19 protein-coding genes, 1 tRNA gene and 2 pseudogenes are annotated in these 23,129 nt (G+C 73.6%); 14 read left to right on the forward strand and 8 right to left on the reverse strand.

The features are described from left to right. Nucleotides 1-712: 712 nt before the first annotated feature. Entirely contained in the window at nucleotides 713-1,279 is a 567-nt protein-coding gene (locus tag ABD52_RS39320; protein WP_152748319.1) for a GNAT family N-acetyltransferase, read from the forward strand. 77 nt (nucleotides 1,280-1,356) lie between these two features. Here the strand turns inward: ABD52_RS39320 and ABD52_RS25180 are convergent, their stop codons facing one another. After that, nucleotides 1,357-2,844 carry a tyrosine-type recombinase/integrase gene (locus tag ABD52_RS25180; protein WP_161801642.1) on the reverse strand — a complete coding sequence of 496 codons (1,488 nt, stop codon included), beginning with the start codon at nucleotides 2,842-2,844 and terminating at the stop codon, nucleotides 1,357-1,359. Nucleotides 2,845-2,912: 68 nt separating this feature from the next. Further along, a tRNA-Arg gene (locus ABD52_RS25185) sits at nucleotides 2,913-2,985 on the reverse strand. A gap of 170 nt (nucleotides 2,986-3,155) precedes the next feature. Here ABD52_RS25185 and ABD52_RS25190 point away from each other — a divergent pair. Beyond that, nucleotides 3,156-3,890, forward strand: coding sequence for a hypothetical protein (locus tag ABD52_RS25190; protein ID WP_047893459.1), 735 nt, complete (start codon nucleotides 3,156-3,158; stop codon nucleotides 3,888-3,890). 64 nt (nucleotides 3,891-3,954) lie between these two features. Here the strand turns inward: ABD52_RS25190 and ABD52_RS25195 are convergent, their stop codons facing one another. After that, nucleotides 3,955-4,971, reverse strand: coding sequence for an alpha/beta hydrolase (locus tag ABD52_RS25195; RefSeq protein ID WP_047893460.1), 1,017 nt, complete (start codon nucleotides 4,969-4,971; stop codon nucleotides 3,955-3,957). Between the two features lie 153 nt (nucleotides 4,972-5,124). Beyond that, a complete protein-coding gene (locus ABD52_RS25200) occupies nucleotides 5,125-5,535 on the reverse strand; it encodes an HPF/RaiA family ribosome-associated protein (RefSeq protein WP_013475451.1) in 411 nt (136 codons plus the stop codon). A gap of 286 nt (nucleotides 5,536-5,821) precedes the next feature. Between ABD52_RS25200 and ssb the strand changes: the two genes are divergently transcribed. The 3 genes from ssb to ABD52_RS25215 all read left to right on the forward strand — a co-directional run bounded on the left by ssb (nucleotide 5,822) and on the right by ABD52_RS25215 (nucleotide 9,348). Continuing rightward, the gene (gene ssb / locus ABD52_RS25205; RefSeq protein WP_047893461.1) at nucleotides 5,822-6,694 is read left to right on the forward strand and encodes a single-stranded DNA-binding protein; all 873 of its coding nucleotides are present in this window, start codon (nucleotides 5,822-5,824) and stop codon (nucleotides 6,692-6,694) included. 105 nt (nucleotides 6,695-6,799) lie between these two features. Then, nucleotides 6,800-7,807 carry a cobalamin biosynthesis protein gene (locus tag ABD52_RS25210; protein WP_091332159.1) on the forward strand — a complete coding sequence of 336 codons (1,008 nt, stop codon included), beginning with the start codon at nucleotides 6,800-6,802 and terminating at the stop codon, nucleotides 7,805-7,807. Next, nucleotides 7,804-9,348: a cobyric acid synthase gene (locus ABD52_RS25215; RefSeq protein ID WP_047893463.1), complete on the forward strand. Its 1,545-nt coding sequence runs from the start codon at nucleotides 7,804-7,806 to the stop codon at nucleotides 9,346-9,348. Before ABD52_RS25210 ends, ABD52_RS25215 begins: the two co-directional genes overlap by 4 nt. Here ABD52_RS25215 and ABD52_RS25220 read toward each other — a convergent pair. Further along, entirely contained in the window at nucleotides 9,342-9,743 is a 402-nt protein-coding gene (locus tag ABD52_RS25220) for a rhodanese-like domain-containing protein (protein ID WP_013288093.1), read from the reverse strand. The genes ABD52_RS25215 and ABD52_RS25220 overlap by 7 nt on opposite strands. Before the next feature lie 6 nt (nucleotides 9,744-9,749). Here ABD52_RS25220 and ABD52_RS25225 point away from each other — a divergent pair. The 4 genes and pseudogenes from ABD52_RS25225 to ABD52_RS25240 form a co-directional block, all read left to right on the forward strand. Next, a pseudogene (locus ABD52_RS25225) lies at nucleotides 9,750-10,505 on the forward strand (uridine kinase); the annotation flags it as partial. A gap of 24 nt (nucleotides 10,506-10,529) precedes the next feature. Beyond that, nucleotides 10,530-11,894, forward strand: coding sequence for a dipeptidase (locus tag ABD52_RS25230; RefSeq protein WP_013288091.1), 1,365 nt, complete (start codon nucleotides 10,530-10,532; stop codon nucleotides 11,892-11,894). A gap of 78 nt (nucleotides 11,895-11,972) precedes the next feature. Further along, entirely contained in the window at nucleotides 11,973-12,179 is a 207-nt protein-coding gene (locus tag ABD52_RS25235) for a hypothetical protein (RefSeq protein WP_030273275.1), read from the forward strand. Between the two features lie 88 nt (nucleotides 12,180-12,267). Beyond that, nucleotides 12,268-13,851 (forward strand): ATP-dependent DNA ligase, encoded by a 1,584-nt coding sequence (locus tag ABD52_RS25240; RefSeq protein ID WP_047893464.1) that lies wholly within the window; start codon nucleotides 12,268-12,270, stop codon nucleotides 13,849-13,851. A gap of 4 nt (nucleotides 13,852-13,855) precedes the next feature. Here ABD52_RS25240 and ABD52_RS25245 read toward each other — a convergent pair whose 3' ends face one another. Together ABD52_RS25245 and ABD52_RS38510 are read right to left on the reverse strand one after the other, a co-directional pair. Next, entirely contained in the window at nucleotides 13,856-14,422 is a 567-nt protein-coding gene (locus ABD52_RS25245) for a hypothetical protein (protein ID WP_235437551.1), read from the reverse strand. A 10-nt stretch (nucleotides 14,423-14,432) separates the two neighbouring features. Next, nucleotides 14,433-15,191 (reverse strand): annotated as a pseudogene (locus ABD52_RS38510) (SURF1 family protein); the annotation flags it as partial. Between the two features lie 134 nt (nucleotides 15,192-15,325). On the opposite strand from ABD52_RS38510, the gene ABD52_RS25255 reads away from it, so the two are divergent. Together ABD52_RS25255 and ABD52_RS25260 are read left to right on the forward strand one after the other, a co-directional pair. Next, complete coding sequence (locus ABD52_RS25255; protein ID WP_047893466.1) at nucleotides 15,326-16,696, forward strand: cobyrinate a,c-diamide synthase; 1,371 nt, start codon at nucleotides 15,326-15,328, stop codon at nucleotides 16,694-16,696. Next, complete coding sequence (locus tag ABD52_RS25260) at nucleotides 16,693-17,262, forward strand: GNAT family N-acetyltransferase (protein WP_013288085.1); 570 nt, start codon at nucleotides 16,693-16,695, stop codon at nucleotides 17,260-17,262. The genes ABD52_RS25255 and ABD52_RS25260 overlap by 4 nt, the downstream gene beginning before the upstream one ends. Nucleotides 17,263-17,374: 112 nt before the next feature. On the opposite strand, the gene ABD52_RS25265 is transcribed toward ABD52_RS25260, so the two are convergent. Beyond that, nucleotides 17,375-19,507 (reverse strand): transglycosylase domain-containing protein, encoded by a 2,133-nt coding sequence (locus ABD52_RS25265; RefSeq protein WP_013288084.1) that lies wholly within the window; start codon nucleotides 19,505-19,507, stop codon nucleotides 17,375-17,377. Nucleotides 19,508-19,628: 121 nt separating this feature from the next. Here ABD52_RS25265 and cobC point away from each other — a divergent pair, with 121 nt between their 5' ends. Genes cobC through cobA form a run of 3 tightly spaced genes read left to right on the forward strand, consistent with a single transcriptional unit; the run spans nucleotide 19,629 to nucleotide 23,031 of the window. After that, on the forward strand, nucleotides 19,629-20,711 hold the full coding sequence (gene cobC, locus ABD52_RS25270) for an Rv2231c family pyridoxal phosphate-dependent protein CobC (RefSeq protein WP_047893467.1): 1,083 nt from the start codon (nucleotides 19,629-19,631) through the stop codon (nucleotides 20,709-20,711). Then, the gene (gene cobT, locus ABD52_RS25275; RefSeq protein WP_047893468.1) at nucleotides 20,711-21,784 is read left to right on the forward strand and encodes a nicotinate-nucleotide--dimethylbenzimidazole phosphoribosyltransferase; all 1,074 of its coding nucleotides are present in this window, start codon (nucleotides 20,711-20,713) and stop codon (nucleotides 21,782-21,784) included. The genes cobC and cobT overlap by 1 nt, the downstream gene beginning before the upstream one ends. Continuing rightward, nucleotides 21,781-23,031 carry a uroporphyrinogen-III C-methyltransferase gene (gene cobA, locus ABD52_RS25280; protein ID WP_047893469.1) on the forward strand — a complete coding sequence of 417 codons (1,251 nt, stop codon included), beginning with the start codon at nucleotides 21,781-21,783 and terminating at the stop codon, nucleotides 23,029-23,031. The genes cobT and cobA overlap by 4 nt, the downstream gene beginning before the upstream one ends. Nucleotides 23,032-23,129: the final 98 nt, after the last annotated feature.

A 23,129-nucleotide genomic window follows, 5' to 3' on the forward strand; every position in this document is an offset into this window, starting at 1 on the left:
ACGGACAGCTTCTGGAGGAACCCGACCCCGCGTCGGGCTACCACCACGCCCTGACGTCGATCGACCGACTGATCAAGATCAACAACCCGCCACGCGGCCTTGATCAACAGTTAGTGAAAGACCGAGGCTAGTACAGATGGGCCCGAAGACGGTCCTGGCGAAGAGCAGGTCGGTTCCCCCGTCGCCGAGACTCCAAAGGCGGAGGCGCTACCCCGGCCAGCAAGAGGTGAAGATGGCTCCAGCGCCTAGACGCTCACCCGGAGTAGCCCCCGCTTGCTTCCATCCACTCTGGATGCATGCGTTGGCAGGGGACGTGCACGAACGCGGTCAAGATCCTGGTGGCCAAGTCGTATTCGGCTCCGGTGGTAGCGGCGGCAGCGCAGGCATCGCCTCGGCAGCGGGCAGAGGCTGAGACATAGAGGCACATCGCAGTGTGATGGTATGGTCACCGAAAGTGTCCAGTAGTGCAGGAGGCGGTATGGGTAAGCGAAGCTCAAAGGCGCGTCGGCGGGAGCCGATTCGGCATCCGATCCCCCCAGCGCGCCTCCATGCACCGCGCCAGAGGCAGAGAGCTTCCATCAGGCTTGCGCCCGAGCAGCTCGTAGAGGGGTGGAGCCACGGCGCAGATATCCGCCTAAGGCTCGCGCGATCCGATGACGTACCGCACCTGAAGCGACTGTCTAGGCTCGCTGGCGTAGACCTGGCTGAAGAGGTGGTCGAAGGAATTGAGCAGGGAGTCACCGCGGCGGCACTCGTTGCGGGCCTCCGAGACGGCAGGGAGGGCTTCACCCGCCATATGGCTAAGCAGTTTCTTGACTACCAAGCAGCGAATCATCATGTGCCTTTTCTTCACGCCACGCTGCCCCTAGTGGCGGAGCGTTCGCGAGATGGGGTCATCGGTAGCCTTATAGCTTATCCACCGGTTGGTGTCATCAGCCAATTCATTCGACAGACCCCAGCAGGTAGGCGCCGACTTGAGGCGTTGCTATCCGGTGGGACGGGGATGGCCCGAGTTAAGAGCCTTGGTGTGGACGTTGGTCATCAAAAAGAGGGGATCGGAAGCGCGCTTATCCGCGCCTGTCAACAAATCTATACCTACTGCGAGTACTTTATTATCTACGGCCAGATGCCGTGTGCTGAGGGTTTGGAAGCCTTCTACCGAAAAAACGGCTATGAGGTGCTAGATCCCGGCGAGGGCTTTGATGCTTGGGTGGTGTTTGGCTCTCACGCCTTCGTTCAGGCGCCGAAGGACGAGCGGATTTTCCTCTGGATGAAGTAGTCATTCGAGCCGTCGCGCGCTAGGTCGTTGGAGAGGTCGCCACACTCGCGCCCGCCGCCGCTACATCATGCAGCAACTCATGCGCCCGCAACAGTTGCTCGGCGACCTCGGACAACGCTTATCAAGCCTTCTGCCGCCAATAGGGCGACAGCCCGGTGGGCCGTACCGGCCGATACGCCATGCGCCGTCGCCAGATCGACAACGGTCGGGAGCTGGTCGCCAGGCCGGAGCCGACCATTGTTGATCTGGTGGCGTAGCTCGGTCGCGATCTCCTGGTATGGACTGCTCGACGCAGTTCGTTGCCCTGGCGTGAGTGGGCGCGGCGGCATCCGGGCGGCCAGCGTGCCAGCCGCGCGCTGGTCCGACTCTGACAGCCATGCGGCGTACACCCTGAGCGTCGTCGTGCCGCCCCCGCCGTGACCGAGCCGTCCGGCGACCGTGCGCACATCGACACCCGCGTTGATCAGCTCTGTTGCCGAGTAGTGGCGCAGCGCGTGAATGTGGCTGTCGATGCCGAGCCGAGTGGCGAGCCGGCCGTACCGCTGGGTGATGGTGTCGGGGCGGTAGCCGCGGCTGTTGTCCGGCTCGGGAGAGAAGACGTAGTCGGCAGGGTCGGCGTTCGCGTCGAGCTGCGCCAGGCGGTCGAGGTACCGGCCGTGCAGTTCGCGCAGCACTTCGATTGTCTCCGGGTCGAGCGCCACCCTCCGCTGCTGGTGCGTCTTGGTGTCCTTCTCCTGTAGCTGGCCGTGTTCGTTGAGGTAGGCGCTGCGTCGCAGCGTCAGCACACCGGCGGCAAGGTCGAGATGGTGCCAGCGCAGCGCGGCCAGCTCGCCGCGGCGGGCGCCGGTCGTCATAGCGAGCCATACCAGCGCGCCCCAGTCCGGATCGCGCCACGCCTCGGTGATGATGCGGGCCGCATCAGCGGGGTTCGGTGGCTGCGGGTCGGGGTGCGGCGGTGCGGGTGGCTCGGCCTGGCTGGCGGGGTTGACGGCGATCCAGCGCCACCGGACCGCCCGGCTGAGAGCACCACTGAGGATCCAGTGGATCTGCCGCACTGACGAAGCGCTGAGCGGCTTGCAGACGTGCTGCCGGCACTTCGCGGTGCAGGTGTGCTCGCTCTCTACACGATGCTTCACGTACGCCTTGCCGCCGCACCAGTCGCGGCAGCGGCGCAGGCTCGCGTAGAACGACTCCAACGTCTCGGCGTCGAGTCTGCCAACAGGCAGCTTGCCGAGAACGGGCCGGACGTGCTTGTTGAGCTTGTTGACGTAGCCCATGCGCGTGGTGGCCTCGATGTCGGCCACCTCAAGCCACCGGTCTAGAAGTTGGTCGAGCGTGGCGCGGGTTCGCGGGTTGCGCCGCTCGTCCACCTGGGCCAGCAGCCGCGTACGTGCCTTCTCGGCTTCCTTGGCGGCGGTGCGACCGGCGGGGATGACCTCGGTCAGGTAGTGCCGCTTCCCGCTGATCGGGTCGACGCCTGCATAGACCTTCACGCGCAGTGACCCGCTGGGGAGGGTTTCGAGCTCGCCACGCTGGCGCTTGGTCCGTCCGTTCGAGGCTGCCACGGGGCCACCGTAGCGCGCTCGCACCACGAATAGCCCCACGCGAGTCGTTCGGGAAGGCAAAGTTCCTGTGCGCCCGGCAGGATTCGAACCTGCGGCCTTGGGATTAGAAGTCCCCTGCTCTATCCGCTGAGCTACGGGCGCGCGCCGACTGTCGTCGCGCCAAGAGGGTACCGCCGGTCCCGGCGTGCCCGGGGGTACGGGTCGGCGCGTCCGTTCCGCCCCTCAGCGTCCCATGCCGGGGCCCGGACCGGCACCACAGTTGCGGCGGGTCCGGCGCGGGCCGGGCGGGACGCGATCCGTACCCTCGTCGGATGCTGCTCGACCAGGAAACCGAGAACGAGATCGTCTTCGAGCTGTGTCAGCTCCTCGGACGGGCCATCCTGCCCCTCACCGGCTCGGACGGCCCGGGCACACCGCCCGGCGTGCTCGGCACCGCGTTCTTCTACAGCGAGCTGGTCGGCGCCACCGACGACGGCGAGGTCGCGCACGAGTGGCTGCTCACCGCCGACGCGCTCACCGACCGCGCATACGGCGAGATCGGGTTGCGGCCGAGTGTCACCGACCCGGCCGAGGGCGCGGACGAGCCGATCGACCTGCCCGGTTTCGCCGACCACTGGCTGCACCTGCCGGAACTGGGGCTCGCCGCGATGCCGACCGGCGGTCTGCACGGCTGGGCCGACGACCGGGGCTGGCGCTGGCGTACCCAGCATGTCACCGAGGCGGCGGCCGCGCCGGCCGACTCGGTCGCCCGGATCGGCGCGGCGCCCGCCTCGGCGTTCGTGCTGGCCCTGGGCGTCGGTGACGGCGGGTCGCGGCCGTTGGAGGCGGTCGTCGAGCGGGTCGCCCGGGACGGCGGCGAGGTGCGGGTCACCACGGAGCTGCCCGCAGGCTACGTGGGCGCGCCGGTGTTCGCGGTCGAGGCCGGGCCGGACGGCGGACCGGCGTTGCGCTGCCTCGGCGTGGTGCTGCCGCCGCAGGCCGGTGGCCATCCGATCGCCACCTTCGACCGGGTCCGCGCCGCGCTCACGGCGGTCGTCGCCGACTGAACCGGCCGTCCGGCGGCGGGACGGCCGACTCGGCCGGGCTTCCCGGCGGCGGGACGGACCGGCCTCAGCCCTCGGCGGCCGCGTCGGCCGGCCGCCGCGGGGCCGGCGGTGTCGTGGGCTCCGGCTCGGTCGGCCCGGCGCGCAGGAATCCCTCCGCCCACCGTCCGACCTCCGCGAAGACCTTCTCGCGTACGCCGGGACTGGACAGCGTGAGGTCGTGCAGCCCGCCGTCGAAGCGGGCGAGAGTGACGTGCCGGCCGAGGCGGGGCGCCCAGCGCACCATGTGCTCGACGTCGAGCACGGCGTCGGCGCCGGTGGCGCTGTCGTGCCACTTCGTGCCCCGGAAGCTGCGCGTGGAGCAGGCGAGCAGCACCGGCACCGGGATGTCCAGCCCGGCCCGCAGTCGGCGCTGACCGGCGCGGATCGCGTTGATCCAGCCGGCCCGGACCGGGAATCCGGCAAGCGGCTTCCAGGCCAGGTCGTACCGCCACTCGCCCCGGTGGTCGGCGTGCAGGCTCTCGCCGTAAACCGTGCCCAGCCCGAACGGCAGCACACGCTGCGGCGCCCTGCGGCCCAGGCGGGAGACGGCGGCCGCGAGGGGCCGGCGGACCATCCAGGGCGCGTTGATGTCGAAGAAGGGGCTGTTGAGCACGATGCCGTCGACGAGGCCGGCGTCGCGGCGGTCGTGCGCCCACAGCGAGATGATCAGGCCGCCGGTCGAGTGGCCCATGGCGAGCAGGGTGTCGTGGCCCTCCTCGGCGCGGATGATCTCCGCGGCGGCGTCCAGCTCGGGGAAGTAGTCGCTCAGGTCGCGGCAGAAGTTCGGGGTCTGGTGCGGGAGCAGGCTGCGGCCGTACTTGCGCAGGTCGAGCGCGTAGAAGTCCCAGCCGCGTTCGGCGAAGAAGTCGGCCACGTGGGTCTGGAAGAAGTAGTCGACGAAGCCGTGCACGTAGAGCACGGCGCGGCCGGTCGGGCGGTCGGCGCGCCGCCGCACCAGGGTCGCGACCACCGGCCCCTCGTCGTCGGTGCCCAGCTCGATCGTCCGCCGCTCGTAGGGGGCGCCCAGCACGTCCGGTTCCACGACCGCGACGGTACGCCGCCTTGCTACCCGGCGGTAGGGGTGCTGGGTTGTAAGGAGGGGGCCCTTGTTAACGCATCCGGTAGAGGAAGGGCTCCTTGTTAACAAACGGCACGGCCCGCCCGCCTGCACCGTGCGGGCGGGCCGTGCCGGACTTCAGGCGGTCTCGGCGTCCTCGCGCTCGGCGTCCTGCAACGGGGTGCCCTCGGGCTGGTCGACGGCGCGCAGGTGCTTGTTGTGGCGCGGCTCCTGGCGGGTCTTCGCGTCGTTGAGCTTGCGGCGCAGGTCGTCCCGGACGTCGTTGAGCGCGGCGTGCAGATCCTCCTCGGTCGAGGTGGTGACGATCTTCTGCCGCCCGGCGACCCAGCACTCCAGGGTCACCTTCTGGCCCCGGGCCTCGCGATCCTTGACGGACACCTCAAGCTCGGTGGCGTCGGCGTGGAAGCCGGCGAGCCGGGCGTCCAGGGTCGCGAACTGCTCGGCGATCCAGTTGCGGTCGCCCTGGGAGAACCCGGCGCCGACCCGCAGGCACTCGGCCACGGTCGCGGGGTTCGCCACGGCGCTCATCGCGCTGCCTCGCGGACGTCTCGGAGAAGCATGGGAGCTCCCTTTCTCTCGGTTGATCAAGTACTTACCCAACCGGCGCGATTCCGGAACGCCTGCCTGCCGGCTCCTTTCGATCATGCGTCGTCGCAGGTCAGGTCCGTAGGGCCGGTCGGCCTAGCAGATCGGGACCTTGATCAGGTGGTTGTCCACAGGGCGGTCCGTCATCCACAGGCACGGGCCGGGCGGGTGGTCCGGGCGGGGCGGTCGGCCGACGCTTCCCGGGACAAGTCGATCCCTGGGAGGGGCGATGTTCGATACGTACGTGACGATCGTCGGCAACGTGCTGACCGCGCCGGAGTGGCGCCGGACCACGCAGAGCGGAACGCTGGTGGCCAACTTCAAGGTCGCCTCGACCGCCCGCCGGCTCGACCGCGACAGCGGCCGCTGGGTCGACGGCAACAGCCTTCGGGTACGCGTCAACTGCTGGCGCCGCCTCGCCGAGGGGGTGGCCGCCTCGGTGGCGGTCGGTGATCCGGTCATCGTGGCCGGGCGCCTCTACACCCGGGACTGGACCGACGAGGCGGGCACCCACCGCACGCTCTACGAGTTGGAGGCGGTCGCGGTCGGGCACGACCTGTCCCGGGGCCGGGCCCGCTTCCTGCGCAACCAGCCCCGCGCGGCCACCAGCACCGTCGAGGACGCGGAGGCCGAGCAGCGGGTGCACGGCGAGGCGACCGAGCCGGTGCCTGATGCCCAGGCCCCGGCGACGTTCGACGACCGGCCCTTCGACGACGACTTCCCGCCGCCGGAGTACGGAGGCGGCCGGGTCGGGCTCGTCGGCACCGTCGAGCGGGTGGGCGAGCCCGACCCGTTCGACGACCGGCCCGGTGCGCCCGTTCCCGGCGGGGACGCCCGGTTCGGCGGACCGTCCGGCGGTCTGCCGGGCGGGCGGACGGACGGTCCGTCCGGCACCGGCCCGGGCCTGCCGGCCGAGGACGACGACCTGTCCCCCGAGGAGGGCGACGAGCCGGCCCCGGCCGGGGACGACGAGCTGGGTGAGGTCACCGCACCGGGTGCCGGTGGACCGGGTGAGGGCGAGCCGGGCGGCGCGAGTCCCGGCGGCGCCGCCGGGACCCCCTCCGGGCGCCGTGGCCGGCGGCGCACCCCGGTGCACGCCTGACCCTTCGTCCGACGGGGGCGCGGGGTGGTGACGTCGGCGTCACCACCCCGCGGTACGACTAGGCTGGCCGGCCGGAGGTGGTGACGGGTGCGGCAGGCGACCGCCATGGCGAACGCGACCGGGTTGGTGGCGGGCTACGCGCTCGACGCCCTGCTCGGCGACCCCCGCCGGTGGCATCCGGTGGCCGGCTTCGGCACGGCGGCCGGCGCGCTGGAACGGCGGGTCTACCGCCCCGACCGGACGGCCGGCACGGCGTTCACGGCGCTCGCCGTCGGCGCGCCGGTCCTGCTCGGCGCCGCCGCCGCGCTGGCGACCCGCCGCCATCCGGTGGCCCGGGCCGCGCTGGTGGCCGCCGGCACCTGGACGGTGCTGGGCGGGCGCACGCTGCGGCACGAGTCCCGGGTGATGGCACGGGCACTGGGCCGGGCCGACCTGCCCGCCGCCCGGTCCCGCCTGGGCAACCTCTGCGGACGCGACCCGTCGGCCCTCGACGAGCCCGAACTCGCCCGCGCCACGGTCGAGTCGGTCGCCGAGAACACCTCGGACGCCGTGGTCGCCCCGCTGGTCTGGGGCGCGGTCGCGGGCCTGCCCGGCCTGCTCGGCTACCGGGCGGCGAACACGCTCGACGCGATGGTCGGCCACCGCTCGCCCCGGTACGCCCGCTTCGGCACCCCGGCGGCCCGGCTGGACGACGCGCTGAACCTCGTGCCGTCCCGGCTCACCGGGCTGCTCACGGTGGCCGTCGCGCCGGTGGCACACGGGGACCGCGCCGCCGCCTGGCACGTGTGGCGACGGGACCGGGCCGACCACCCGAGCCCGAACGCCGGTCAGTGCGAGGCGGCCATGGCGGGCGCGCTCGGCGTCCGGCTCGGCGGGCGCAACGTCTACTTCGGCCGCGCCGAGACCCGGCCCTTCCTCGGTGACGGGCCCCGCCCCGAGGCGCGGCACCTGAAGCGGGCCGCCCGGATCTCGGGCGCGGTGGGTGTGGCCGCGCTCGGCCTGGCCGCGCTCTACCCGGTGACAGTCGGTCGCCTGGTCGGCGCTGCCGGCCGGGCCGCGCTGGGTGCCGTCACCCGAGCGGCCCGTGACTCAGGCCGGGGGAGCGGGCGGTGAGCGGCGGGCTGCTGGTCGCCGGCACCACCTCCGACGCCGGCAAGAGCGTGCTCACCGCCGGCATCTGCCGCTGGCTGCGCCGCCGGGGCGTCCGGGTCGCCCCGTTCAAGGCGCAGAACATGTCGAACAACTCCGCCGTGGTGGTCGGCCCGGACGGTCGCGGCGGCGAACTGGGCCGCGCCCAGGCGATGCAGGCCGCCGCCTGCGGGCTGGACGCCGACCTGCGCTTCAACCCGGTGCTGCTCAAGCCGGGCAGCGACCACGCCAGCCAGGTGGTGCTGCTCGGCGAAGCCGTCGACACGGTCACCGCCGGCAACTACCACGAGGTACGGGCTCGGCTCGCCACCACGGCGTACGCGGCGCTGGCCGAGCTGCGCTCCGAGTACGACGTGGTGATCTGCGAGGGCGCGGGCAGCCCCGCCGAGATCAACCTGCGCGACGGCGACTACGTCAACATGGGGCTGGCGCGGCAGGCCGGCCTGCCCACGATCGTGGTCGGCGACATCGACCGGGGCGGCGTGTTCGCCTCGATGTTCGGCACCGTCGCCCTGCTCGACGCGGCCGACCAGGCGCTGCTGGCCGGGTTCGTGGTGAACAAGTTCCGGGGTGACCGCGGCCTGCTCCAGCCGGGGCTGGACATGCTGCGCCGGGTCACCGGCCGCCCGACGTACGGGGTGGTGCCCTGGGCCCTGGACCTGTGGCTCGACGCGGAGGACTCGCTCGCGTACGGGCGGGTGCTCGGCCGGCCGCCCGCGCCCCGGGGCACCGACTGGCTCGACGTCGCAGTGGTCCGGCTGCCCCGGATCAGCAACGCCACCGACGTGGAGGCGCTGGCGACCGAGCCGGGTGTGCGGGTACGCCTCACCGTCGAGCCGGCCGAACTCGCCGCCGCCGATCTGGTGGTGCTCCCCGGCACCAAGTCGACAGTCGCCGACCTGGCCTGGCTGCGGGAGACCGGCCTGGCCGACGCGGTCCGGGCGCACGCCGCCGCCGGACGGCCGCTGCTCGGCATCTGCGGCGGCTTCCAGATGCTGGGCCGGGCGATCCACGATGCGGTGGAGAGCCGCCGGGGCACCGTACCCGGCCTCGGGCTGCTGCCCGTCGAGATCACCTTCGAGCCCCGCAAGACGGTCCGCCGGGCCGAGGGTACCGCCGCCGGCGATGTGCCGGTCCACGGGTACGAGATCCACCACGGCCGGGTCACGGCCGCCGACCCGGGCCTCGCGCCGCTGCTGCGCTACGCCGACGGCACCGGCGAGGGCGCGCGCCTCGGCACCGTGTACGGCACGCACTGGCACGGCGCCTTCTCCTCGGACGCGTTCCGCCGCCGGTTCCTGACCGAGGTCGCGGAGGCGGCCGGACGGACCGGGTTCAAGGTCGCGCCGGACACGTCCTTCGCGGCGGCCCGGGAACGGACGCTGGACCTGCTCGGCGACCTGGTGGAGGAGCACCTCGACACCGACGCGCTGTGGCGGCTGATCGAGTCCGGCCCACCGCCGGGACTGCCGTTCGTGCCACCCGGCGCGCCACCGGCTCAGTAGCGCACGTCGGCCGGGCGGTCGGACATCGGCAGTCCGGCCTCCCGCCAGCCCTGCACGCCGCCGATCATGTCGGTGGCCTGCCGCAGTCCCAGCGTCTGGAGGCTGGCGGCGGCCAGGCTGGAGCTGTACCCCTCCCGGCACACCACGACGATCTCGCGGTCGTACCCGGTGGCCTCGGGTATGCGCCACGCGCTGGCCGGGTCGAGTCGCCACTCAAGCACCGTGCGGTCGATGACGATCGCGCCGGGCAGCTCACCCTCCTCGCGGCGCTGCGCCTCGGTACGCGTGTCGATCAGCAGCGCGCCGCCACGGACCGCCTCGACGGTCTCGTGCGGGGTGAGCCGGCGGAGACCGGCGCGGGCCTGTTCCAGGAGGGCGTCGACGCCCGGACACATCACGTCATGGAGCACCCCCCGATGATGCCCAGCGCGCCGCGCCGCCGCTCGGCGAAACGGTCCGCCCGGGTCGCAGTTTCCAGCGGACGGGGGAACGTTAGCGTCGGTCGGGTGAACGTTGCCCTGATCGAGGCGTACGCCGGGTTGGCCCGTCGGGTGCTGGCCGGGCCGGCGCGGCTGGGGCGTACCCGGCTGGTCGCCGTCGACGGGCCCAGCGGCGCGGGCAAGAGCCGGTTCGCGACGCGCCTCGCGGACGCCCTGGCGGCGGGGGTGGGCGGCGTCCGCCCGCCGCTCGTGCACACCGACGACCTGCTCGACGGCTGGGACGACCAGCTCACGTTCTGGACCCGGCTGGAGGAGCAGGTCCTCGGCCCGCTGCGGGCCGGCCGGGCGGGCGGTTACCGCCGCTACAGCTGGGTGCGCCGTTGTTTCCTGGACCGGGTGGTGCCGGTGCCGGCCGGTCCGGTGCTGATCGTCGAGGGGGTGAGCGCCGCCCGCGCCGCGGTACGCCCCGAGCTGACGCTGTCGGTGCTCGTCACCGCGCCGGCCGAGCTGCGGTTGCGCCGGGCGCTGGCCCGCGACGGCGAGCGGATCCTGCCGGAGCTGCGCCGCTGGCACGCGGGGGAGCGGTCGCACTTCGCCGCCGACGGCACCGAGGCCGCTGTGGACCTGGTCGTCGACGGCGCCCCGGACCTGCCGCACGACGCGGACCGCTACTACGTGCGCGTGGGGCGGCGATCGGGCTCGGGCGACGTGGCGGGGTAAGGCCAGCATACGATTCCGGTCATGACCACTCCGATCCTCTCCGAGTCCGAGGTGCGGGCCGCCGTCGAGCGGGAACTCCCCGGCGTCCGTGCCGACCTCGAGCGACTCGTCCGCATCCCGGGCATCGCCTTCGAGGGCTTCGACCACTCGCACGTGGAGCGTTCCGCCGAGGCGGTGGCGGAGCTGCTGCGCGGCTGCGGCCTCGACACGCGGATCGTCCGGTCCGGCGGCCAGCCCGCGGTGATCGGCACGAAGGCGGCCCCGGCCGGCGCGCCCACAGTGCTCATGTACGCGCACCACGACGTGCAGCCGGTCGGCGACCTGTCGCTGTGGGAGTCGGACCCGTTCGAGCCGGTGGAGCGCGACGGCCGCCTCTACGGCCGGGGCGCCGCCGACGACAAGGCGGGCATCATGGCGCACGTCGCCGCGCTGCGCGCGTTCGGCGACCGGCTGCCGGTCGGCGTGGTGCTGTTCATCGAGGGCGAGGAGGAGTACGGCTCGGACTCGCTGGAGCGGCTGCTCGCCGAGCACCGTGACGACCTGGCCTCGGACGTCATCGTGATCGCCGACTCCACCAACTGGGACGTCGGCGTGCCGGCGCTGACCACCTCGCTGCGCGGCATCGTGAACTGCTTCGTGGAGGTGCGCACGCTCGACCACGCGGTGCACAGCGGCATGTTCGGCGGCGCCGTGCCGGACGCGCTCACCGCGCTGGTGAAGCTGCTCGGCACGCTGCACGACGAGGCGGGTGACGTAGCGGTGGACGGGCTGGCCGCCCGCGAGGGCGCCAGCGTCGACTACCCGGAGGACCGGTTCCGCGCCGAGGCCGGCCTGGTCGACGGCGCGCGGCTGTTCGGCACCGGCCGGATCACCGACCGGCTCTGGACGAAGCCGGCGCTGGCGATTCTGGGCGTGGACGCGCCGTCCACCGGCGAGGCCCCGAACGCGCTGGTGCCGTCCGCGAAGGCGAAGCTGAGCGTACGGCTGGCGCCGGGCGACGACCCGAAGAAGGCGTACGCGGCGCTGACCGCGCACCTGGAGCGGCACGCGCCGTGGGGCGCTCAGGTGTCGGTGACGTTCGAGCACGACGGCGCGCCCTGCGTCATCGACGCCTCGGGGCCGATGTTCGACGCGGCCCGGTCGGCGTTCCGGACGGCCTGGGACGGCACCGACCCGGTCGACATCGGGGTGGGCGGGTCGATCCCGTTCATCGCCACGTTCCAGGAGATGTTCCCGCGGGCCGCGATCCTGGTGACCGGTGTGGAGGACCCGCACGCGCGGGCGCACGGGCCGAACGAGAGCCTGCACCTGGGCGAGTTCGCGCGGGTGTGCCTGGCCGAGGCGCTGCTGCTGGCCCGGGTGGCCGAGGCCGGAAACCGCGCCTGAGGTGTCGAAACCGTAACTTCGGGGCGGATGTCGGAGTTTGTGGTGTGTCGGCGGGCGGGGTGTTATAGCCTTTCGAACATGCGTACGAACGACGAGATGGAGCGGCTCCAGGCCGCCGTCCGTGCTCTGGGGGACGTCGACGTCTCCGCGTGGTCCGAGGACACGCTCAACGAACAGATCGGCGAGCTCTCCGCCGCCCTGGTCACGCTCGACGCGCTGCTCACCCGGGTCGCCGAGGGCGTGCGCGGGCGCGGCCTGCGCATCGAGGAACCGGTCTCGGCCTGACCGTCGGCCCGTCGGCCCGGCGCACCCGTGCGGTGTGCCGGGCCGCCGGATCCACCCCGATGTCACACGCGACTGGCAGGATGTGGGCGTGCGTTTCGCGGAGCTGGCGGCCACCTCGGCCGCGGTCGGGGCCACCAGCGGCCGACGGGCCAAGGTGGAGTTGCTGGCCGCCGCGCTGCGCGGGCTGGAGCCGGGCGAGATCCCGGCCGGTGCCGGTTATCTCGCCGGTGAGCTGCGTCAGCGTCAGACCGGTGTCGGCTGGGCGGGCCTGCGTGACCTGCCTCCGCCGGCCGCCGAGCCGACGCTCACCGTCGCCGCCGTCGACGCGGCGATCGAGGAGATCTCCCGCGTCGCCGGGGCCGGTTCGCAGGCCCGGCGCCGGGAACTGGTCGGCCGTCTCTTCGCCGCCGCCACCGCCGACGAGCAGCGCCTGCTGACCGGCCTGTTCCGGGGCGAGCTGCGCCAGGGCGCGCAGGCCGGGCTGCTGGCCGACGCGGTCGCGCGCGCCGCCGACGTCCCGGTCACGGCGGTCCGGCGGGCCCTGCTGCTCGCCGGTGACCTGCGGGCGGTGGCGGTCGCGGCGCTCACCGGCGGCGCCGCCGCGCTGGCCGGGTTCGGGCTCCAGGTGGGCCGGCCGCTCGCGCCGATGCTGGCGCAGAGCGCGCCCTCGGTCGACGAGGCGCTCACCGCCACCGGCGTGCCGGCGGTGGTCGACGTGAAGCTCGACGGCATCCGCATCCAGGTGCACCGCTCCGGCCCGGACATCGCCGTCTTCACCCGGAGCCTCGACGAGATCACCGGCCGGCTGCCCCAGGTGGTGGCCGCCGTCCGCGCGCTGCCCGCCCGCGAGCTGGTGCTCGACGGTGAGGCGATCGGGCTGGACGCCGCCGGCCGGCCGCTGCCGTTCCAGGAGACGTCCAGCCGCGCGGCCCGGCGCACCACGCCCAGCACCACCGGGCCGACACAGGTCGCGCCCGCCGTGCTGGCCGCCGCCGAGCGCACCGGCGAACCGGTGCTCACGCCGTACTTCTTCGACCTGCTGCACCTCGACGGCACCGACCTGATCGACGCGCCCGGACGGGAGCGGTGGGCGGCCCTGGCCGGCGCGGTCGACGCCTCGCTGCTCGTCGACCGAATCGAGGTGGACGACGTGGAGCAGGCGGCCACGGCGTTCGCCGCGGCTGTCGACGCCGGTCAGGAGGGCGTGGTGGTCAAGGACCCGGCCGCGCCCTACGACGCCGGCCGGCGCGGCTCGGCCTGGGTCAAGGTCAAGCCGCGGCACACGCTCGACCTGGTGGTCCTCGCGGTCGAGTGGGGCAGCGGCCGGCGGGAGGGCTGGCTGTCCAACCTGCACCTCGGCGCCCGCGATCCGCGCACCGGCGAGTTCGTCATGCTCGGCAAGACGTTCAAGGGGCTCACCGACGAGCTGCTGCGCTGGCAGACCGAACGGTTCCTGTCGCTCGCCGTGGAGAAGGGCGACTGGGTGGTGCGGGTCCGGCCGGAGCAGGTGGTCGAGATCGCGTTCGACGGGGTGCAGACGAGCAGCCGGTACCCGGGCGGCATGGCGTTGCGCTTCGCCCGCGTGCTGCGCTACCGCGACGACAAGACCGCCGCCGAGGCGGACACCATCGACGCGGTCCGCGCCATCCACGCCGGCCGGGTCACCGGCTGACGGCTCAGCCGGCCGACAACGACCGGGCGTAGTTGACCTGGTTGTTGAGCTGCTGCACCTGGAACTGGTCGGTCACCGGGATCCCCGCGACGTACTGGTGCCCGCCGCTGTTCACCGTCACCTGCACGGTGCCGTAGTGCCGCGTCTCCTTGACCAGCAGGAAGAGGAGGCTGAACACGGTCAGGCAGAAGAAGCCGAGGATCGCGGCGACGATGGCCCACTGGGCGATCTTCTCCTCCTTCTGCCAGTAGTCGGTCACGTACCAGGAGGCGCCGGCGAGCGGCAGGACACCGGCCGGGGTGCGGATGACAGGCGGCGTCACCATGATCTCGGCGATCTGCACGGCTACCGCCGACTGCGTGGGCGGCACCGGCCCGGGCGGTGGATACGCCCCGGGTGCGGGCCCGTAGTACGGCGCGACCACCCCGGCCGGCGGTACGGGCGGCGCCGAGAACTGCGCAGGCGGCGCGGAGTACTGGGCGGGCGGCGCGGAGAACTGCGCGGGCGGCGCCGAGAACTGCGGCGCGGCCGGGAACTGCGCGGTGGCCGGCGGCGCGGTCCACCGGCTCACCCGGGGTGTCCAGCCCGGCCCGGCGGCGGGCCTCCCGGCGCGCCACCCAGCCGTAGCCGAACAGGCTCATCACCGCGAAGATCCACCACTGCCACACGTAGCCGAAGTTCTGCCAGTTGTTGGTGTGCCCGATCTGGACCGCCTGGAAGGCCGGGTCGGCGGCCGGCGTCTGGCCGTCGAGCAGCACGTAGCCGCCGGTCACCGGGTAGGGGAGTTGCTCGGCCAGGCGCGGGATGTCGATGCGCCGGGCCTCCAGCTTGCCGTCGCGCCGGCTGACCGCGCCGCCGCCGCTCTCGCTGCCGACCACCCGGCCGGTCACTGTCACCTCGCCGGCCGGCGCCGCCGGGACCTCCGGCTGGACTGTCGCGCCGGCGCCCGGCACGGGCGGGATCCAGCCCCGGTCGACGAGCACCGCGGTGCCGTCGGCCAGCACCAGCGGGGTGAGCACCTCGAAGCCGACGGTCCGGTCGACGGTGCGGCCGCGGATCAGGACGGTGTTCGCGCTGTCGTACCGGCCGGTGGCGGTGACCCGGCTCCAGGTGAGCTCCTCGGACGGCGCGGGACCGACGTCGCCGCCGCTGGGCGCGGGGAGCGCGTCGCGCAGCGGCGCGGGCGTCATGGTGGCCCCGGCGTCGATGCGCTCGTTGACGGCCGTCCGGCCCCGGTAGCGGTCCAGCTGCCAGTTGCCCAGGAACACCATCACCGTGGCGGCGACGAGCGTGAGCGCGAGGTAGCCGAGCCAGCGCGGGGTCAGCAGGAACCGGTACACGTTGGCCAAGGCTACCCGTATGAGCGATGCCACTCGCCGCTGCCAGGCAGAAACGGCGGTGTGCGCGGCTCTCGCGCGCCGGGCCGGACGGGTATGGTCACGCGGGCGGAAACCACCCACATCAGGAGTCGATGATGACCGACGTGCCGCGCGTCGTGCTGAGTGCGCCCTCCTCGGGGCACGGCACCGGCGCCGTCTCCCTCGGCCTGCTCGCGGCGTTCACCGACCGGGGGATCCCGGTGGCCGGGTTCAAGGTAGGGCCGGACCAGGTGGACGCGGCGTATCTGGGGCTCGCCGCCGGGCGCGCCGGGCGCACGCTGGACCCGAGACTCGTCGGCCCGGAGCGGATCGCCCCCCTCTTCGCGTACGGCGCGGCCGGCGCCGGGTTCGCGCTGGTGCAGGGCACGATGGGCCTCTACGACTCGGTCGGCGGACGACCGGAGAGCGAGTCCACGGCAGCGGTCGCCACCGCGCTGCGCAGCCCGGTGGTGCTCGTGGTGGACGTGGCCGCGATGGGCCAGTCGGTGGCCGCGCTGGTGCACGGCTTCCGGGCGTACGACGACGAGCTGTGGCTGGGCGGCGTGATCCTCAACCGGGTGGCCTCGCCCCGGCACGAGGCGCTGTTGCGCGAGGCGCTCGACGACGTGGGCGTGCCGGTCTACGGGGCGTTGCGCCGGCACGAGCTGCCCCCGGTGCTGCCCGCCCGCCGGTACGGCACCGGTCCCGTGGTGCGTGCCGACGCGGACGCCGAACGCGGCGTACGCCGGCTCGGTGAGGCGGTGGCCGCCACCGTCGACCTCGACCGGCTGCTGGCGCTGGCCCGCTCCGCCCCCGCGCTCACCGTGGAGCCGTGGTCGCCGGAGCCGGCCGACGCGCCGCAGCCGTCGGGGGAGCGGCCGGTGGTGGCGCTCGCCGGCGGACCGGCCGGCGCCTACAGCCACCCCGAGACCGCCGAGCTGCTGCGCGCCGCGGGCGCCGAGGTGGTCACGCTCGACCCGCTGCGCGACGAGGCGCTGCCCGCCGGGGCGCGCGCGCTCGTCGTCGGCGGCGGGCTGCCCGAGACGTACGCGGAGCAGCTCTCCGCCAACCGCCGCCTCTGCATCGCGGTGGCCGAGCTGGCCCGTTCGGGCCGCCCGGTGATCGCCGAGGGGGCCGGCCTGCTCTGGCTGGCCCGGGAGCTGGACGGCCTGCCCATGTGCGGGGTGCTCGACGCGGTCGGCACGATCCGGGACGGCCTGGTGGTCGGCTACCGCACGGCCACCGCTGTCACCGAGAGCGTGGTGGCCGCGGCCGGCACGACGGTGACCGGGCACAAGCAGCACGCCGCAGTGCTCACTCCGCGGGCCGGTGACCGTCCGGCCTGGCGCTGGGAGGGTGGCAACCCGGAGGGTTTCGTCCGGCAGGCGGTGCACGCCTCGCAGCTCGTGCCGCACTGGGCCGCGCATCCGGACATCGCGGCCCGGCTGGTGGCCGCCGCGCTGGCGCCGGTGGGGGCGCCGGCGTGATCGGGCAGGTGGCGGTACGCCGGTTCCCGGCGCTCACCGTCTCGACCCCGCGCATCGAGGTGCGGCACCTCGTCGCCGCCGACGCGGAGGCGGTGGACGAGGTGTTCGCCGACCGGCAGACGCAGCGCTGGCTGCCGCTGGCCGAGGCGTCCGGGCAGATCGACGGGCGGGCGTGGTGCACCGAGCTGGCCCGGCAGCGGCGTGACAGCGGCGACGGCGACCACTGGGCGGTGGTCCGCCGGGAGGACCAGCGGGTGGTCGGCTCGCTCTGGGCCCGCCGTACCGACTGGGGCGCCCGGCTCACCGAGCTGTCGTACGCGATCGCGCCGCACGCCCGGGGTTACGGCCTGGCGGTAGAGGCGGTGGACGCGGTGGCCATCGCGTTGATCCTGGAGCACGGGTTCCAGCGGGTGGAGCTGCGGGTGGCAGCCGGCAACGTGGCGTCCCGGCGGGTCGCCGAGAAGGCCGGCTTCAGCTACGAGGGCCTGCTGCGCAACGCCGGTATCGTCCGCGGCGCCCGGGTCGACCTGGAGCTGTGGTCCTTCGTCGCCGCCGACCTCCGCTGACCGCTCCCGCCCCACAACGTCGATCAAGGAGTTCGCGTCGGCGGATCGGCCGATCCGGAACGCAAACTCCTTGATCAACTACCCGGGCGCACCCCCGGGCGGATCAGGTGGGTCAGCCGACCATCTGGTCGGAGGGTGGGGTGAACTGGCGGGTGGGCTGGCCCTTCAGGGAGTCCCGCAGGGTCTGCGCCACCGCGTTCACCGGGATCTGCGACTGGCCGTCACCCACCGCGTTGAACGGATTGTCCGGGTCGGCGATGAAGCTCGCCGCCGCCAGCTCCGGCGTGTAGCCGACGAACCACGCCGACCGGGTGCTGTCCGTCGTACCCGTCTTGCCGGCGACCGGGCGGCCCACGGTGCCCCGCACGCTGTCGGCTGTCGACCAGCCGCCGCAGCTCCCCTTGGCCGGGGTGTCGCCGGTCGGGCAGCGCGCCGCGTCCGTGGCGGCGCGGGCCGCGTCGGCGTTCACCACCTGCCGGCACCGCGGCTTGGCGACCTCCCGCTGTACCCCGCCCGCCGTCGTGTACGTGGCCGGCGTGCCGTCCCGGTTCATGATCGCGTTGACCGGGATGGCCTCGCAGTAGCGCCCGTCGGCGGCGATGGCGGCGTACGCGTTCGCCATCTCCAGCGGGGTGGCGTCAGAGACGCCGAGCGTGAACGCGCCCCACTTCTTCGCCTTGCCCGGCGACGCCTGTTCCTTGTCCACGTCGGTACGCCAGCGCAGCCCCAGCTGCTCGGCCAGGCGCACCCCGGCGTCCGCGCCGATCTTCTCCTCCAGTTGGACGAAGTACGTGTTCACCGACTTGCCGAACCCGGACCACATGGTCTGCCGGCCGGTCATCGCGCCGCTGGCGTTGGACGGGGCCCACCCGTCGTAGACGGCCGACTTGTACGTGTGCGGCGAGTCGTACGCGGTGGACAGCGGCATCCCGGCGTTCAGCGCGGCGAGCATCGGGAACATCTTGAACGTCGAACCGGCCTGGTAGCCCGGTAGCGTCCCGCCGCCGAGCAGCGGCGCCACGGTGTTCGGGTAGTTCGCCTTGACCTTCGGACCGGCCTCCGGGTTCGAGCTGTTCGGGTTCTCGGCCAGGTCGAGCGAGTAGTTCCGGTTCACCGCCATCGCCTTGATCCGTCCGGTGCCGGGTTCGGCGACCACGATGCCGTTGGCGAACGGGCTGCCCGTGTTGTCCTTGGCGCCGACGTTCTTCTCCGCCGCCGCCTGGGTCTTCGGGTCGACGGCGAGCACGATCCGGTAGCCGCCGCGGCGCAGCTTGTCCATCCGTTCCAGCCGGTTCTCGCCGAACGCGGGCTGCGAGCTCCACCAGTTCTTCAGGTAGTCGCAGTAGAAGCCCCAGCTGCGGTGGCCGCCGTCGATCGCGGCGCAGTCGTTCGGCGGGGTGGTCAGCTTCAGCTTGATCGGCTGGCCCTTGGCCGCGGCGGCGGCATCGGGCGACAGGTAGCCGAGGCGGGCCATGTTGTCCAGCACGTAGTTGCGCCGGCCGGTGGCGTCCTTCTGGTCCGAGGTGATCGGGTCGTACTCCGACGGCGACTTCACCAGCCCGGCCAGCGTGGCCGCCTCGACCGGGGTGAGCGTGGCCGGGGTCTTGGAGAAGAAGATCTGCGAGGCGGCGTAGATCCCGTACGCGCGGTGACCGAAGTAGGCCGAGTTGAGGTAGCGCTCCAGGATCTGCTCCTTGCTCAGGTGCTTCTCGATGTCCAGCGCCATGCGCATCTCCTTGACCTTGCGCAGGCTGGTCTGCTGGGTCGCCTCCTGGACCTCCTTGGGCGTGGTCGCGCTGTCCCGCAGCGCCATCCGCACGTACTGCATGGTGATCGTCGAGGCGCCCTGGGAGACGCCGCCGGATCGGGCGTTGGACACGAAAGCACGCGCCACGCCCTTCGGGTCGACGCCGTGGTGCTGGTAGAAGCGGTTGTCCTCGGCGGCGACGATCGCCTGCTGGATGTTCGGCGACATGTTCTCGATCTTGGTGTACTGCCGGTACTCCTCGTAGAACATCGTCAGCACGGTCTTGCCGTCCGGCGCGTAGACGTACGAGGTCTCGGCCGGCAGCGCGGTCTTGAGGATGCTCGTCTTCTGTTCGATCGCGTGCGCGGTGGCCTTGGCCCCGATGCCGGTGACGGCGACCAGTGGATACAGGGCGGCGGCGACCACGATGCCGGCGATCAGCCCGGCGCGGAGAAGGGGAACGAGACGGCCAGCGGAAGCAAGGGGACGACTGCTCACGGGGTCAAGCTATGACATTTCCGATTCGAAAATGAGAAGAACTCATAAACCGGCGGACCGTGACGCGACCCACGCCGGGATGCGCTGTCCCGGGCGGCGGCTACCCGGCAGGATCGCGGACATGCCCGCAGCACCGACCGGGAGCGCCGCCGCGCTCGACGAGCCCGACCTGGGCCACCACGGGGACGCCGAGGCCACTCCCGGCCTGGTGGACCTGGCGGTGAACGTGCGCCGCGCCCCGATGCCGGACTGGCTGGCCGACCCGATCACCGCCGCGCTGGGCGACCTGGCCGCGTATCCGGACCCGGCACCGGCCCGCGCCGCCGTCGCTCACCGGCACGGGCGACCCCCGGAGGAGGTACTCCTCACCGCCGGCGCCGCCGAGGGTTTCGTCCTGCTCGCCCGCGCGCTGTCCGGCGTCCGCCACCCCGTTGTGGTGCACCCGCAGTTCACCGAGCCGGAGGCCGCGCTGCGGGCCGCCGGGCACCGGGTCGACCGGGTGCTGCTCGACCCGGCCGACGGCTTCCGCCTGGACCCGGCCCGCGTCCCCGGCGACGCCGACCTGGTCATGATCGGCAACCCCACGAACCCGACCTCGGTCCTGCACCCGGCGGACACCATCGCCGCGCTGGCCCGTCCCGGCCGGGTGCTCGTGGTCGACGAGGCCTTCGCCGACACCACAGCCGCGCCCGGCGTCGACGGCGAGCCCGAGTCGCTCGCCGCCCGCCGCGACCTCCCCGGCCTCGTGGTGGTCCGCAGCCTCACCAAGACCTGGGGCCTGGCCGGGCTGCGGATCGGCTACCTGCTCGGCGACGCCGCGCTGCTGGCCCGGTTCGCCACCGCGCAGCCGCTCTGGGCGGTCTCCACCCCGGCGCTCGCCGCCGCCACCGCCTGCGCCGCGCCGGCCGCCGTCGCCGCCGAACGCGCCATCGCCGCCGAACTCGCCGCCGACCGCGACCACCTGGTGGCCCGCCTGTCCGGCCTGCCGGGGGTACGCGTGGCGGGCCGCCCGGCCGCCGCCTTCGTCCTGATCCACGTGGCCGGCGCCGCCGACGTACGCGAGCGGCTGCGCGCCCACGGCTGGGCGGTACGCCGGGGCGACACCTTCCCCGGGCTCGGCCCGGACTGGCTCCGGATCGCCGTACGCGACCGGCGCACCACCGACGCGTTCATCGAGACGCTGGCACGGATCCTGGAGGCATGATGCTGGAGTCCACAGTCGCGGCGATCCAGCCGCTGGACGAGGCCGCCATGACGGCGGCCCGCGAGTTGCAGGGGCGGCTGACCAAGCCCGCCGGCTCGCTCGGCGCCCTGGAGCCGCTCTCGGTACGCCTCGCCGGGCTGGCCGGCGCCTGCCCACCGCCACTGCCCGAACCGGCCGCGGTGGCGATCTTCGCCGGTGACCACGGCGTGCACGCCCAGGGCGTGACCCCGTGGCCGCAGGAGGTCACCGCCCAGATGATCGCCAACTTCCTGGCCGGCGGCGCGGTGGTCAACGCGTTCGCCCGCCAGGCCGGTGCCTCGGTCACAGTGGTGGACGTCGGCGTGGCCACCCCGATCCCCGGTGCCGACGAGCCCGGTGACCCGGCCGGGCCGCGCCTGGTGGCCGCGAACGTACGGCCCGGTACCCGCGACATGACGGTCACCGCGGCGCTGACCCGGGACGAGGCCCGCGCGGCCGTCGAGACCGGCATCCAGGTCGCCGGCGAGCTGATCGACGCCGGGGCGGGCATCCTGCTCACCGGCGACATGGGCATCGGCAACACCACCCCGTCCGCCACGCTCATCGCCGCGTTCTCCGGCGTGGACGCGGAGGCGGCCACCGGCCGGGGCACCGGGGTCGACGACGAGACGTACGCCCGCAAGGTGGCTGTGGTGCGGGCCGCGCTGGCCCGGCACGAGCCCGACCCGGCCGACCCGCTGGGCGTGCTGGCGACCGTCGGCGGGCTGGAGCACGCCGCGCTGACCGGCCTGATCCTCGGCGCCGCCGCGCGCCGGGTGCCGGTGCTGCTCGACGGCGTGATCGCGGTGAGCGCCGCGCTCGCCGCCGCCGCGTTCGCGCCGGACGCCGTGGGCGCCATGGTCGCCGGGCACCGCAGCGCCGAGCCGGGCGCCACGGCGGCGCTGCGGCACCTCGGCCTGGAACCGCTGATCGACCTGGGGCTGCGGCTCGGCGAGGGCACCGGAGCGCTGCTCGCCCTGCCGGTGGTCACCGGCGCGGTCCGGGTGCTGCACGAGGTGGCCACGTTCGACTCCGCCGGGGTGGCGGAGAAGTGACCGGGCCGACGCCGCCGAGCCCGTACCCGCTGGGGTTGCGGCTGGGCGGGCGGCGCGTGGTCGTCGTCGGCGGGGGAGCGGTCGCGACCCGGCGGGTGCCCGCGCTGCTCGACGCCGGCGCGGACGTGCTGCTGGTGGCGCCCGAGCTGACCCCGGCGCTGCGCGCGCACGTCGACGCCGGGCGGCTGCACTGGGAGCCGCGCCGGTTCGTCCCCGGCGACCTGGACGGTGCGTGGCTGGTCCAGGTGGCGGTCGACGACCGGGCCGCCGCCGCTGCGGTCAGCGCCGCCGCGGCCGAGCGGCGGATCTTCTGCGTACGCGCCGACGACCGGACGGCGGCGAGCGCGTGGACCCCGGCGGTGACCCGGCACGGACCGGTCACAGTGGCGGTCCTCGGCGGCGGCGACCCCCGCCGAGCGATGGCGACCCGCGACGCCATCCGCGCCCTGCTCGGAAGGAAGGGCCCCCTTTTAACGCCTGCGGTAGAGGAAGGGCCCCCTCTTAACACCGGAGGGCGCGTCGCACTCGTCGGATCCGGACCGGGCGACCCGGAACTGATCACCGTGAAGGGGTGGCGGCTGCTCACCGAGGCCGAGGTGGTCGTCGCCGACCGGCTCGTGCCCGGCCTGCTTTTGGACGAACTGCGGCCGGACGTCGAGCTGGTCGACGCCTCCAAGATCCCGTACGGGCCGTCGCGTGCCCAGGAGGAGATCAACCGGATCCTGGTGGACCGGGCGCGGGCCGGCAAGGTGGTGGTACGGCTCAAGGGCGGCGACCCGTACGTCTTCGGCCGTGGCGGCGAGGAGTTGCTGGCCTGCGCCGAGGCGGGCGTGCCGGTGACTGTGGTGCCCGGCGTGACGAGCGCGATCGCGGTGCCGGAGGTGGCCGGGGTGCCGGTGACCCACCGGGGCGTGGCGCACGAGTTCACAGTGGTCTCCGGGCACCTCGCGCCCGACGCGCCCGCGTCGCTGGTGCGCTGGGACGCCCTGGCCGGGCTGCGGGGCACGCTGGTGATCCTGATGGGCCTGAAGAACCTCGCCGCGATCGGCGCCACGCTGATCGCGCACGGCAAGCCGGCTGACACTCCCGCCGCGGTGATCCAGGAGGGCACCACAGCCGCTCAGCGGATGCTGCCCTCCACGCTGGGCAGGGTCGCCGCCGACGTCGAGGCCGCCGCGCTGCGCCCACCCGCGATCGTGGTGCTCGGCGACGTGGTCCACGCCCTGACCCCGCCCGCTGTCCCCTGATAGCACCGATCTTGCACTTGGTGCCCGCTCGGTGCCCGTTATAGCCCCTTCGCCGGGGCAGCAAGTGCAAGATCGGTGCTATCAGGGGACAGCGGGCG

The sequence above is a fragment of the Micromonospora sp. RV43 genome, from assembly GCF_001029515.1.
Lineage (GTDB): Bacteria > Actinomycetota > Actinomycetes > Mycobacteriales > Micromonosporaceae > Micromonospora > Micromonospora aurantiaca.

Excerpts from the sequence above, each read along its gene's own strand:
- cobT (WP_047893468.1), top strand. The coding sequence starts at position 20,711 with ATGCTGGAGTCCACAGTCGCGGCGATCCAGCCGCTGGACGAGGCCGCC.
- cobC (WP_047893467.1), top strand. The coding sequence starts at position 19,629 with ATGCCCGCAGCACCGACCGGGAGCGCCGCCGCGCTCGACGAGCCCGAC.
- ABD52_RS25235 (WP_030273275.1), top strand. The coding sequence starts at position 11,973 with ATGCGTACGAACGACGAGATGGAGCGGCTCCAGGCCGCCGTCCGTGCT.
- ABD52_RS25255 (WP_047893466.1), top strand. The coding sequence starts at position 15,326 with ATGACCGACGTGCCGCGCGTCGTGCTGAGTGCGCCCTCCTCGGGGCAC.
- ABD52_RS25220 (WP_013288093.1), bottom strand. The coding sequence starts at position 9,743 with ATGTGTCCGGGCGTCGACGCCCTCCTGGAACAGGCCCGCGCCGGTCTC.
- ssb (WP_047893461.1), top strand. The coding sequence starts at position 5,822 with ATGTTCGATACGTACGTGACGATCGTCGGCAACGTGCTGACCGCGCCG.
- ABD52_RS25210 (WP_091332159.1), top strand. The coding sequence starts at position 6,800 with ATGGCGAACGCGACCGGGTTGGTGGCGGGCTACGCGCTCGACGCCCTG.
- ABD52_RS25190 (WP_047893459.1), top strand. The coding sequence starts at position 3,156 with ATGCTGCTCGACCAGGAAACCGAGAACGAGATCGTCTTCGAGCTGTGT.
- ABD52_RS25200 (WP_013475451.1), bottom strand. The coding sequence starts at position 5,535 with ATGAGCGCCGTGGCGAACCCCGCGACCGTGGCCGAGTGCCTGCGGGTC.
- ABD52_RS25230 (WP_013288091.1), top strand. The coding sequence starts at position 10,530 with ATGACCACTCCGATCCTCTCCGAGTCCGAGGTGCGGGCCGCCGTCGAG.